Genomic DNA, 11,362 nt, shown 5'->3' with positions numbered 1-11,362 from the left:
TCACCATCCCAGACATGCGATTATCATGATTATTACACCGATAATGATGCCCTTGACTCCCTGCTTCGTTGCCTGATCGAGCCTGTGGCGGGCGTTCAGGGACTCGTAGGTCACCATCAGTAGGTAAGTGAGCAGGAATACCAGTAGCTGGAGGGCAAATGCGATGGCGCCTTCTGCCACAGGAAGGGCCACGAAAGACGCAAACAACCATATCATCGCGAACCTCTTTATCTGAAGTGCCCACTTGAACAGACCGAGAAGCCTGCCGCTGTACTCTGTGAGGGGACCTTCTAGGATTTCCGTCTCAGCTTCGGCAATGTCATAGGGTATGAACCCCGACTCCACGTAGGTAACGTAGAGGAGCAGCAAGTATGCTCCGATGATTGAGGGGCTTGGTGAGATTGAGCGGGCAATCTCGGTTATGCTCAGCGAGCCAGTCTTGAGGGCGAATGTACCTATTGTAATCGCAAAGAGAGGCTTGAATACCAGCGAGAGTGTTAACTCTCTGTTAGCTCCGGCGTGAGAGTACGAGTTGTCCACGCTCAGAGCTCCAAATACCAGAGCCGCGGAAAACAGGGTAAAGACGTATATGAACGCTATCAGGTCCCCTCCGAAGTTTATTATCGCGTCCGATCCGTAGGGCAACATGAGAGCCATGCAGAGCGCGCTCGCAAGTGCGACGTAGGGGGCTAGCCTAAATGTAAGCGAGGACGTGGGGAGTATTGAGTCCATTGAGAGGAGCGTGATTATATCATACCATGTCTGAAGGATTGGGGGCCCTACCCGGTTCTGTATCATCGCCTTCACTTTTCTCGCAACGCCATCCAGCAGTGGAGGTAAAAATGGGGCGATTATTGTCCCGATGAGCTCCATATCAGATCACCCCCGCTAGTACGGCCATCGTTAGGATTATCGTAAACAGCACCAGGAACGTCATCGCGAGCAGAGCGTTCAGGTTCTTGGACAGCTCCCTCATCACGTAGGAAGTCCCTGCCACCAGTCGGATTACCGGCATGAACACCATCTCGTCAAGGTACTCCATGTCCTTGGAGGAGTACCACCCTTCGAAGGCTGAGAGCTTCTTCTCAATCTTCCTGCCGATTATACCAAGCTTCTCACTCCCCCTTGAGACCGGGGCGAACATGTGCTCGGGCCTCTGCTCGAACTTCTCAGCTGGCTCGCCCGTAGTCCAGGGAGTATCTAGATTCTTCTTTGTAGGCAGTGCTATTGCCATTGCGAGTATGATAGAGAGCAGCACTCCCGCAAAGAGCAGTGCATTAAACGTCACTCCCCCGAGCGAAATAAGCCACGGGTTTCCGATGTCGACATCTACTAGCCCTGCTATCACGCCGGGGAATATTCCCGCGGCCACACACAGGAAAGCCAGGATGGCCTCCCCTGCGAGCATGAGCGGAGCCGCCTCGTGGGTCTCCACGTTGGGTTCTCCACTGAAGATACGGTATATCTTGATGTATGCCGTTAGAGTTAGTGCGCTCGCAAACAGGCTTACAATGCCTCCTCCTACCAGCAGGGGATCCTTTGACAGGAACGTCGCCTGGTATATCAGCCACTTGCTTATGAAGCCGTTTAACGGCGGAACCGCGGACACCGAGAGTATTCCCACGATCATCATTGCAGCGGTGAATGGCATTTTCTTTCCAAGACCCCTCAACCCAAGGTCTTTTCTACCAGTGGCGTGGAGCACGTTGCCAGAAAGCATAAAGAGTAGGTTCTTAAAGACAAGATGGTTGAAGGTGTGAAGCAATACGGCAAGGAACGCGATTTTCTTAAGGGTCTCGTCTAACATTATGTAGGCCCCGAGCGCCAGGAACAGATAGCCCATGTTGTCCACACTCGAATATGCCATGATCCTCTTTATGTCCTTCTGAACAAGAGCCATTATCGCTCCAATCACTATTGTGAGGACTGCAAGCACAACCATCGCTCTAGCGATCACCACACTTCCCGGAAACAGCTCGATGATCCTTATCATGCCATAGATTGCCATCTTCAGCATCGTACCACTAAGTAGTGCGGACACGTTGCTTGGAGCGACGGGATGTGCCTCCGGGAGCCAGAAGTGTATTGGGAATATACCCGCCTTCGACATGAAACCGATGAGGAAAGCCCAGATTACCCAGGTCGGCACGTAGGCCCCCTGTAAAGTGGAGAAGCTTAGGGTTCCGAAATTGCTGTAAATGGCACCTATAGCCAGCAGGAGCGGTGCCGTGTTGAAGGCATGCATTGCGACAAGGTAGATGAGGCCAGCCTTCTTGGTCTCCGGGCTGTCGTAGTATGTGACTATCAGAATGTAAGAGGCTATTGTCATGAGCTCCCAGAATATTATGAACCCTAAGAAGTCCCTACTGATCACTATGAGCGCCATTGAGAGTACAAAAGCCGGATAAGCGGCTAGGTTGAGGTGCCTCGGCTCCATGTACTCAGTGGTGTAAATAGAGACCGCAAAACCCGAAATTCCCACGAGTATGCAGAAGAACCTTGATATGGTATCAGTCATGAAAGTGAACTCAAGCCCGAAAATGGAGTAAGTAACATTGATGCCGTTGAAGGCCTCAACTATTAGAGCCAATGAGGCTAAGGCTGACAGCAACCCCACTGCTTTTACCTGTTCTCGCCTGGCAAGTCCTATTATGATTGCGATGGTGAAGATGACCGCGAACAGCATTCACATCACCCCCAAGGCGAAGTACCCGATGTATGCCGAGATTAGGGAGAGGAGTATCAGCCCTGCCAGTGCGCCCTTTATGATGCCGTCAACTTGCTTCCCTTCTCCCTCGCTGAACACCATCATGTTGATGCTTCTGAGACCGACCGCTAGGAGTACGACTGAATCCACCAGAATCAGGCTCAGCAGCAGTGTCCCGAGTGGGGAGCTGTACATCGGGCCGGCGTTGAGAAAGAGATAGAGCTTGCTGAAGAAAATGCCGAACGGTGGCAGTCCAGCGAGCCCGAAAAGCCCTATGGCCCAGCTGTATGCAAGTATCGGGGTTTCCTTGAGACCTTTTATCTTCGTCATGTCCAGGGTGCCATAATAGTATGTGAAGGCCCCTGCTGTGAGGAACGCAAGGCCCTTTAAGTAAGCGTGGTTCATGAGCTGGAACAGCGCGATTTTACTCCCGAAGGGGTGGCCGAGGACTGCAGTTGCAACTCCGACATACATGATAGCACACTCTGCTATCGTTGAGTATGCGAGCAACCTCTTGGCATCGGTCTGCTTAGGATACGCGAGGATTGCTATCACTAATGTCAGTGACAGAATTACTGCCATCGGATAGAATACCTCTCTGGGTGGGCTCATAAACTGGACGACCCTTATTAGTAGGTAAACACCCATCTCGACCATAGCCGCCCCGTGAAGAAACGCTGACGCTGGTGTTGGGGCCACCATAGCATCAGGAATCCACGAGTAGAACGGGAACTGGGCGCTCTTTGTAAAGGCCGCAATCATAAGGCATATGAACAGAATCAGCTTCTCATTCTGAGGTAGGTTGCCGAGAAACTCCAGGCTGAGGTCACCGTACTTGAACCCGAAGGCTACAGCAGTGTAGAAACCCACAACTGCACCGAAGTTCGGTATCAGAAGGGCCTTGAGGGCTGATCTTTCAGATTTTCTGCTTCCGTAGAACCCGACGACACCCCAGCACGCCAGGCTCATCAGCTCGAAGAATATCAGCATCTGCAGTATCGTCGATGAGTATATGAACGTGAGCGTTGAGCTGAGGAATATCATCATCCATCCGTAGAACCTCCCCTTCTGATTCATGTGAGGATGTCCGATATTTTTATCGTCCATATACCTGACTGCGTATGTTAGGAATATTGCACCCGCAGATGAAACCACAAGGGCCGCGAACACGCTTGTCGGGTCAATTATGAAGCCGTATACTTCTCCAAACTTTTCTGACACCAGCAGTTCAACATGAATCGTCGAGGGGAAAGAATAGAACAGGACTCCAGCGGCTATCTGGAGGATCGTCGAGGCCCAGAGAAGAGGCAACATTACGGCATCTGCCTTCCTGTCATCGAGGACGAAACATACTGCACCTGCATACGCGATGATTATTGAAAGCGTGATGAGCTCAAATATCATACAGCTCCCCCCAGTATCTTTTCAACCTTCTTGGCGAGCTCCTCAATCTTGGCAAGGTTCTGTTTGACCTTTATCTGGAGTATCTCCTCCTCACTGGCTAGAATCAGAGCATCAGTTGGGCATGTCGTAACACACGCCGGAAGCTTGTCCTCGTCCCTGCGGTGACTGCAGAGGTCGCACTTTACCATAATCTTCAGCTCGGGGACAAACTCTGGTGTACCAAAGGGACATGCAACAGAACAGAACATACAGCCTATGCACTGTTGGTACTTAATGCGTACTGCACCATCTTCATCCCTGTAGAGTGCCCTAGCAGGGCAGACCAGCATACAGGGGGCATTTTCACAGTGTCTGCAGTTAAAAGACATCATTAGCAGTTCGGATGTCTCGATGAGCGTAATGTTGGCCTTCCCGTGATGCTCCCTAGCGCAGGCAATCTCGCATGACCGGCACCCTATGCAGTTCCTAAAGTCGATAAAGACTCTCTTCTCCATATCACTCCACCCTCTCAAGTTTGCATGAACATGCTTTCAGTTGAGGTAAACCAGTTTTCTCATCAATCTTCAGACCCATTATTCGGTTGACCCCCTCGTGCCAAGGGGCCTTGATAGTACCAGGAATTACTGTCTTGGAGACTTTCACGGTTCCAATGTACTTCCCGTTCTCAGAGACGAGCTTTACCCTATCGCCATCTTTTATTCCCCATTTCTGCGCATCTTCCTCACTTACCAGAATGAGCAAGTCTTGCCACCTGATGTTCAGTGGAGGGCTTCTTTTGGTCATTGTTCCTGTTTGGAACTGGCCCACATATCTTACAGTAATCATGACTGGGGGCTCCAAGAGAGGCATTTTATTTGAGACGTATACTTTCGTGGGTTGAGAATCTGGTACAATATTCCACATAACCCCTTCGGGTGTCCTCATTAAAGTGCGGGGGTTAGCGTTTGCATATTGCGGAACGAGAGTGCTTATCTCCCGGAGAATCTCCTCGGGAAAGTAGAAGTCAAATCCCCTCAGTCCTAGCGCATTTCCCAGCTCGCATAAAATCGCCCAGTCCGGCTTGGCATCCCCGGGGGGCCACTTTACCCTGGAACTCCACTGGATTCTCCTCTCGGCGTTCGTTGTAGAACCATTGCTCTCAAGAAACGCCGCCGCAGGGAGAACGATATCGGCAAGTTCTGTCGTCTGTGTTGGGAATATATCTTGAACAATGACAAACTCTGCACGTCTTAGGGCCTTTTCAGCCTCTGGAAAGCTCAATGCGATGTTTGCCCCCATAACGTAAAACGCAGAAACGTTACGCTTTTGTGCTTCTTTAATTGATTTCGGAATGTCTAGCCCAACTTCGGTTGGAAGCTCCTCATTCTTCCATGCTTCCCTGAAGATATACACATTGTCGTATGTTCTGTACCCCGGCAAGAAGTTGGGCACCACCCCCATGTCCATGACTCCTTGGGAGTTGTTTTGACCAGCAAGCGGCAGGACTTTGAAGTCAACAATTGAAGCGAGCGTTATGATACTTCTAATAACATCGTAACCATTAGAGTGCATGGCAATGCCAGAACCCCATAAAATAATGCCCCTCCTTGCAAGACCAATTTCTCTCGCAATTTCCTCGATATCTCTCACAGGCACCCCGGTTATTCTTTCAGCGTATTCTGGCGTGTTTTTGCTTATTATCTCAAGATCGGATGCTTTGAAATGGGCACTCTTTATGTTTCTTCTTTTCAGCAGCAAGTTGATAAGGGCATTTATCAGTACGATATCAGTTCCAGGAAACGGACGGACGTGAATACTAGCAAATTTTGTAGTTTTGGTCTTTCTAGGGTCTATAACAATGATTTTAGCACTCCTGTTCTTAGCCTTTAAAACCCTGCGAAAAATAAGTGGGGCGGTCTCTGCAAGGTTTGCCCCCCAAAGGATTATCACGTTGCTTTCTTCAATATCATCGTATGTCGCCCAGTTTCTTTCGAAGTTTGCATCCAGTATGGCCCTTACAGATACGCCGTGGCAGAGGTGGCTGGTATTGTCAACGTTGTTCGTTCCGATGTTCCTCGCAAGTTTCTGGAAAAGATATGCGGACTCGTTGCTGACCTTTCCACCTGCGATGAACATAAGCCTGTTGGGGTCGTCTTTCATGTAGCCCCGGATAAAAGAGGCAATTTCATTTATTGCCTCTTTCCAGCTTATTTTTACGAATTTTCCTCTCTCAATGGCTTTCAAGGGAGTTTTTAGCCTCTCTTTGCTGAGTAAGTATTCAAACATGGCATTCCCTTTTGGACAGAGTTTTCCACGATCGTTTGGAACATTTATATCAGTGACGTACTCTATTATGAACGGGTGAGATAGCTCTTTCTTCACATATGCCCTGCATCCAGCCCCGCAATATGGGCAGGTAATGATTTGCATGTTTTTCCCTCCAGCATGTATACATGTACAATTATGTCCACGTGATCATAAGTGTTCCCAGATCTAGTTATATGTAAAGTTTTTAAGAATTCTCTAAACCTTTGGTTGGAAAACTAAGGGTTTAGAAAGCTTTTTTATGGGATTTTAAGTATTATAATTGATGTTTAATGTACAAAATAACTCGCTATTGTTCATAGCTTAGAAAAAAGAGGTGATGGAGTTGAGGTATGTTAAGTTGCCGAAGGAGAATACTTACGAGTTCCTAGAGCGCCTGAAGGAGTGGGGGACACTTTATGCCCCAGTAAAAATCTCGGAGAAGTTCTACGACTTCAGAGAAGTTGAAGACATGAGTCAAATAGAATTCAAATATAACAGGACAATAATGCCTCCGAAGAAGTTCTTCTTCCTTCCGAGGGAAAAAATGTTTGAATTCAGCATTTCGAAGGCAGAATACAAGGAGGTTATTGAAAACGTTGAACCCTTTGTAGTTTTTGGGGTTCACGCGTGTGACATCTTTGGGCTTAAGATAATGGACACAATATACTTGGATGAGCTCCCCGACAAGTACTACAAAGTTAGAAGGGAAAAGGGCATAATAATAGGAATTAGCTGTGTTCCAGATGAGTACTGCTTCTGTAATTTGAGGGAGACAGATTTTGCAGACGATGGGTTCGACCTATTCCTCCATGAGCTTCCCGACGGATGGCTCGTGAGGGTTGGCACTCCAACCGGGCACAGGATAGTGGACAAAAACATAAAGCTCTTTGAGGAGGTAACATCTCAGGATGTGTGCAACTTTAGAGATTTTGAAAATAAAAAGCAGCAGATGTTCAGGTACCACGAAGACTGGGCAGACTTGAGGTATCTGCTTGAGCTCGAAACAGAGCACCCGATGTGGGACGAACAGTCCGACATATGTCTCGCCTGTGGCAACTGCAACACTACCTGCCCGACTTGCAGATGCTTTGACGTCCGAGATATCCCAAATATCGATGGCGTTACTGGTGTAAGAGTTAGGAGATGGGATTCTTGTCAGCTGGTAAGACATGGAATGGTGGCAGGTGGACACAACTTTAGGCCAACAAAGAAATCCAGGTTTATGAACAGGTATATGTGCAAAAATTCATATGTTGAAAAACTTGGTCTAAGCTACTGCGTCGGCTGTGGAAGGTGCACCTATTTCTGTCCTGCAGAGATAAGCTTTGTAAGGAATTTGAGAACCATTTTGGGTCTTGAAGAAAGCTCATGTCCACCGAGAATCTCAGAGGAGATTCCAAAGAGAGGATTTGCATATGGTCCTTCTGTTGGAGGTGGTGAACAATGACCGTACCAAGACCTGTTCCTCGGACTAATACTTTTGCAGATGACAATCCCTACGCCTTGGAAAGGGTTAGAGTTCTTAGAGTATATCAGCTTACCGAGTTGGAAAAGCTGTTCTTATTTAGGTTTGAAGACCCAACTATTGCAGAGAACTGGACATTTAAGCCGGGCCAGTTTGTTCAGCTTACAATACCGGGAATAGGGGAAGTACCTATTAGCGTGTGTTCTTCTCCTATGAGACAGGGTTTCTTTGAACTTTGTATAAGAAAAGCAGGTAGAGTAACAACTGTAGTTCACAAGCTTAAGCCGGGAGACACGGTTTTAGTTAGAGGCCCCTATGGAAACGGCTTCCCTGTCGATGAGTGGGAAGGGATGGATTTACTCCTTATAGCAGCAGGTCTTGGGACTGCTCCCCTCAGGAGCGTCTTCCTTTATGCGATGGACAACAGGTGGAAATACGGTAACATAACATTCATAAACACTGCCCGCTATGGGAAGGACTTGCTCTTTTACAAAGAACTTGAGGCAATGAAAGATATAGCTGAGGCTGAGAACGTTAAGATAATTCAAAGTGTCACCAGAGATCCTGATTGGCCCGGATTGAAGGGTAGACCGCAGAACTTCATAGTCGAAGCAAATACAAATCCCAAGAACACAGCAGTGGCAATTTGCGGTCCTCCAAGGATGTACAAAGATGTTTTTGAGTCTCTCATAAACTACGGATACAGGCCAGAGAACATCTACGTGACGCTTGAGAGAATGATGAAATGTGGAATCGGTAAGTGTGGCCACTGCAACGTAGGAACAAGCACATCATGGAAATACGTCTGTAAAGATGGCCCTGTCTTCACGTACTTCGACATAGTATCAACACCAGGAATGCTCGACTGAGGTGGTGAAGATGGAGAACGAAAAAGTTCGCATCGGGTTTTACGCATTAACTTCATGCTATGGCTGTCAGCTTCAATTCGCAATGATGGATGAGATACTCCATCTCTTGGACAAGGCGGAGATAGAATGCTGGTTCATGGTGGAGAGGGACAGTGATGAGGATAGGGAAGTCGATATAGCCTTCATAGAGGGAAGTGTCTCTACTCAAGAGGAAGTAGAGCTTGTAAAGAAGATTAGGGAAAAGGCTAAGATAGTCGTTGCAGTTGGAGCTTGTGCAACACAAGGTGGAGTGCAGAGCTGGGGTAAGGATAAAGAGCTTAGTGAGCTTTGGAAGACTGTTTACGGAGATGCTCATGTTAAATTTGAGCCCAAGATGGCAGAGCCTGTTGAAAAATACATCAAGGTTGACTACAAGCTTTACGGTTGCCCACCAGAGAAGAAGGACTTTCTCTATGCATTGGGCACATTCTTAGTGGGCTCATGGCCTGAGGACATTGATTATCCAGTATGTGTTGAGTGCAGGCTTAGAGGAAACCCCTGTATTCTTATAGAAAAGGGAGAGCCGTGCTTAGGGCCAGTGACAGTTGCTGGGTGTGATGCAAGGTGTCCCGGCTTTAACGTTGCTTGCATTGGGTGCAGAGGAGCTGTAGGCTATGACGTTGCATGGTTTGACTCTCTAGCCTTAGAGTTCAAGAAGAAAGGTCTTACAAAAGAGGAGATTCTTGAGAGAATGAAGATCTTCAACGCCCACAATCCGAAGCTTGAAGAGATGGTTAACAAGATATTTGAGGAGGGAGAATGATGTATATCCCGATTACGGTTGATCATATAGCCCGTGTTGAGGGTAAGGGAGGAATAGAGATAGTTACAAGTGATGAGGGGGTTAAAGAAGTCAAGCTTAACATAATAGAGGGGCCGAGGTTCTTTGAGGCTATTACAATTGGCAAGAAGCTTGAAGAGGCATTGGCGATCTATCCGAGGGTTTGTTCTTTCTGTTCAGCATCTCATAAGCTCACGGCTTTAGAGGCTGCAGAAAAGGCCATAGGTTTTACTCCAAGACCTGAGATTCAAGACTTGAGAGAACTGCTCTACATGGGGGATACCATAGAAAGCCATGCCCTGCACCTTTACCTACTAGTTCTCCCAGATTATCTCGGCTACTCCAATCCACTGGCAATGGTTGACAAGTATAAGAAAGAAATCGAATATGCAATGGCACTAAAGAACGTTGGTTCAAAGATAATGGATTATCTCGGCTCAAGAGCAATTCATCAAGAAAACGTCGTGCTTGGAGGTTTTGGAAAGCTTCCAACAAAAGCCCAGTTTGAAGAGCTCAGGAGAGAACTGAAAGAGGCCCTACCTTTAGCCGAGTATACAGTGGAGCTCTTCTCAAAGCTTGAGCAGTACGAAGAGGTAACCGATGATGAGATGGTTCACATGGCAGTGAAGCCGAGAAATGATGTTTATGGTATATACGGAGACTACATCAAAGTAAGTGACGGGTTTGAGTTTCCGGTTGAAGATTATAAAAAACACATAGTTGAAAAAGTAGTTGAGCACAGCTTTGCAAAGCACTCATTCTACAAAGGGAAGCCCTTTATGGTGGGTGCAATCTCGAGAATAGTTAACAACGCTGACCTTCTATATGGCAAGGCAAAGGAGCTCTATACTCAATACAAAGACCTACTAAGATACAACAACTGTTTTGCAAACAATTTCGCCCAAGCAATTGAGCTGGTATACTTCATAGAGAAATCAATAGACATAATTGACGATACCCTTGCAAAGTGGCCGGTAAAAGAGAGGGACGAGGTAGAACTAAAAGACGGCTTTGGAGTGAGTATAACCGAGGCTCCAAGAGGTTTACTCGTCTACGCTCTTGAAGTCAAGGATGGAAGAGTTAACTATGCGGATATCATAACACCAACCGCAATGAACCTTGCAATTATGGAACGCCATGTTAGAATGATGGCTGAGAATCACTGGCAAGATGACCCAGAGAGGCTCAAGCTTCTTGCAGAGATGACGGTTAGGGCATATGATCCATGTATCTCGTGTTCTGTTCACGTGGTTAGGCTTTAGTTTTTTTAACTTCCCTTCTAATTTTTGTTGGTGAGAATATGAGCACGTTGATCCTTGCCCTTGGAAACGAGCTTATGAAAGATGATGGTGTAGGGTTGAAGGTTGGTAGAATTCTGGCAGAGAAGGGCTACAACGTTCTTGAGATAGGAACCGATATATTCAAGCTTCAACGCTATTATAATGGCGAAGAAAGAATAATAATCATCGATGCTATACTCACTGACAAATATAAACCCGGAGAAATTGTCCATCTAAAGGGAGAAGAAGTTTTTGAAAAGCTTAAGGCTGAAATAAGGAGTGCACATTTTATGGGGGCTATCGATGGACTCAAGCTTTTGATGGCCCTTGATGAACGGCTAGCTAAAGCAGAGATTCATTTCGTTGGGGTTGTGGCTAAAGAGATTGAATTGGGGACTGAACTCAGTGAAGAGGTTAAAAGCAATATTCATAATATTATAAATGCCATAGAGAATATTGCGAAATAATCTTTGCAAAAATTTTTCACACTTTTGAAGGTTCAGAAGGGTGGAATGGTTCGAAAGCCTTTTA

General features: G+C 47.0%; 10 protein-coding genes. 5 read left to right on the top strand and 5 right to left on the bottom strand.

Features of this window, described 5'->3' with window-relative positions; genetic code table 11:
• From OCC_RS03270 to OCC_RS03250, 5 genes are all read right to left on the bottom strand, one after another.
• A complete protein-coding gene (locus OCC_RS03270; protein ID WP_004068372.1) occupies positions 1 to 873 on the bottom strand; it encodes a respiratory chain complex I subunit 1 family protein in 873 nt (290 codons plus the stop codon).
• A gap of 1 nt (position 874) precedes the next feature.
• Positions 875 to 2,686, bottom strand: coding sequence for a proton-conducting transporter transmembrane domain-containing protein (locus OCC_RS03265; protein ID WP_004068371.1), 1,812 nt, complete (start codon positions 2,684 to 2,686; stop codon positions 875 to 877).
• On the bottom strand, positions 2,687 to 4,111 hold the full coding sequence (locus tag OCC_RS03260; protein ID WP_004068370.1) for a hydrogenase 4 subunit D: 1,425 nt from the start codon (positions 4,109 to 4,111) through the stop codon (positions 2,687 to 2,689). It lies immediately after the preceding gene.
• A complete protein-coding gene (locus tag OCC_RS03255; RefSeq protein WP_274517771.1) occupies positions 4,108 to 4,479 on the bottom strand; it encodes a 4Fe-4S dicluster domain-containing protein in 372 nt (123 codons plus the stop codon). The genes OCC_RS03260 and OCC_RS03255 overlap by 4 nt, the downstream gene beginning before the upstream one ends.
• A 127-nt stretch (positions 4,480 to 4,606) precedes the next feature.
• Entirely contained in the window at positions 4,607 to 6,520 is a 1,914-nt protein-coding gene (locus OCC_RS03250; RefSeq protein WP_004068363.1) for a molybdopterin-dependent oxidoreductase, read from the bottom strand.
• 220 nt (positions 6,521 to 6,740) lie between these two features.
• Between OCC_RS03250 and hydB the strand changes: the two genes are divergently transcribed.
• Genes hydB through OCC_RS03225 form a run of 5 tightly spaced genes read left to right on the top strand, consistent with a single transcriptional unit; the run spans position 6,741 to position 11,298 of the window.
• Positions 6,741 to 7,844: an NADPH-dependent hydrogenase/sulfhydrogenase 1 subunit beta gene (gene hydB, locus OCC_RS03245; protein ID WP_004068361.1), complete on the top strand. Its 1,104-nt coding sequence runs from the start codon at positions 6,741 to 6,743 to the stop codon at positions 7,842 to 7,844.
• The gene (gene hydG / locus OCC_RS03240) at positions 7,841 to 8,731 is read left to right on the top strand and encodes an NADPH-dependent hydrogenase/sulfhydrogenase 1 subunit gamma (RefSeq protein WP_004068359.1); all 891 of its coding nucleotides are present in this window, start codon (positions 7,841 to 7,843) and stop codon (positions 8,729 to 8,731) included. The genes hydB and hydG overlap by 4 nt, the downstream gene beginning before the upstream one ends.
• A gap of 10 nt (positions 8,732 to 8,741) precedes the next feature.
• Positions 8,742 to 9,533, top strand: coding sequence for an NADPH-dependent hydrogenase/sulfhydrogenase 1 subunit delta (gene hydD / locus OCC_RS03235; protein WP_004068357.1), 792 nt, complete (start codon positions 8,742 to 8,744; stop codon positions 9,531 to 9,533).
• On the top strand, positions 9,533 to 10,813 hold the full coding sequence (gene hydA, locus OCC_RS03230) for an NADPH-dependent hydrogenase/sulfhydrogenase 1 subunit alpha (protein WP_004068355.1): 1,281 nt from the start codon (positions 9,533 to 9,535) through the stop codon (positions 10,811 to 10,813). The genes hydD and hydA overlap by 1 nt, the downstream gene beginning before the upstream one ends.
• Before the next feature lie 38 nt (positions 10,814 to 10,851).
• Entirely contained in the window at positions 10,852 to 11,298 is a 447-nt protein-coding gene (locus tag OCC_RS03225) for a hydrogenase maturation protease (RefSeq protein ID WP_004068353.1), read from the top strand.
• Positions 11,299 to 11,362 lie beyond the last annotated feature (64 nt).

It is taken from the genome of Thermococcus litoralis DSM 5473, from assembly GCF_000246985.2.
Lineage (GTDB): Archaea > Methanobacteriota_B > Thermococci > Thermococcales > Thermococcaceae > Thermococcus_A > Thermococcus_A litoralis.
Note: the sequence above shows the minus strand (reverse complement) of the source record. Positions and strands in the feature narration are given on the sequence as shown.